The 1,272-nt window shown below is 55.6% G+C and carries 1 protein-coding gene; it reads left to right on the top strand.

All coding sequences use genetic code 11. From position 1 onward, the window contains the following. Positions 1 to 101: 101 nt before the first annotated feature. A partial coding sequence (locus ACN0IC_RS15545; RefSeq protein ID WP_416879658.1) for a hypothetical protein occupies positions 102 to 1,272 on the top strand: 1,171 nt, incomplete at its 3' end.

Genomic DNA, 1,272 nt, shown 5'->3' on the forward strand with positions numbered 1-1,272 from the left:
ACGTGTCCGCACATACAATATGGAGTCCAGGAAAAGCACACGGAGATGTCTGCGCGCAACGGATTTACTTTCAGTCATGTCGAAACATGAGACTGATGTTGATGGTCAAACCAAAGGCATCCATTTCGATCAAGTGGGCGCCTTCAAACCAACAACCAGCAGATTTTGGGACAAAGAACCACAAGAAGGACATCCCCGCCATCATTCTCAGCGACAAGTGGAGGAAAGGCTGCCCGGAGTACTGTGATCCTGTATGGAGAGGGCAGCATGTCTGGCTGGTCATGGAGCAGGGACTCTTTGAGTTCACTCAGCTCCCAAGGAATGGACTCTATGGTCAACAGGAGGAATCCGAACAGACAGATGGTCGCGGGGTGCTGGAGCATCAGATGGAGACCGGCGCCCAGGGAGTTCAGCAGGAGGCGGGCGCCCTTGGAGTGCTGGAGGAGGAGCATGAACAGGAGATGGACTGGAAGCTCATGCTCTACACTGACAGGGAACTGTACCTGCATGCGAGTCTCAGCAGAGAAGTGGTTATGGATTCAACTAAGGGAATTGTAGTTCTGCCGAAGTACAATAGCGCGAGGCCAGAGTCTGCTGTCATCGCAAGTGGGGGCCAAGTTACCACAACCCGGCGAGAGGAGGCTCCACTGCAGAGGATTCTACCAAGAAAGTGGTATGGGAGACTAGTTCAGAGGCCATTCAGGAGAATTCTTAGAGTTCTTGAGCTCCTTCACAAAGTGGCTGACATGAGGAGGAACAAGACGGCTGCTGAGATGGTGAAGTGTACAGGAGGGATGGGTCAGTACAGAGAACGCGCGCTCTGGCAGCTTGTGGCCAGCAGTCAGGAATACTTCAGGTCTGAGAGGGTGGCCGGGTGCAACCCTGTCCAGGTCGAGGGGGTGTGGGTGACCAACCTGCGCCTGGAGTACGGGAAGAAGCTGGACCCGGGGTTCGGTATCAGGAACCTCCCCATCCTGTCTGCCAAGGACCCATTGGCCAAAACAATCCTCCACAGCGCCCATATCGTGTATCTCGGGACTGTGACCAGTGGCTATCAGACCATACATCGGGGAGTCCAGGCCACCATCGCAGCATCGAAGAGCGGGGAGCTGGGGGTGTACATCAACGGGGCCCGCAACCTGGTGATCGACATGATTGACGAGTGTGTGGGGTGCAAGGGCCTGAAGAAGAAGTTCTTCTCACCCACTTTGGGCGCGGGCAGGATGATGGCAGGCTTGGGGCAGGCCTTCGGAGTGTGGGAGTACATCTCGA

It is taken from the genome of Litorimonas sp. (assembly GCA_029936425.1).
In the GTDB taxonomy this organism is placed as follows: domain Bacteria; phylum Pseudomonadota; class Alphaproteobacteria; order Caulobacterales; family Maricaulaceae; genus Litorimonas.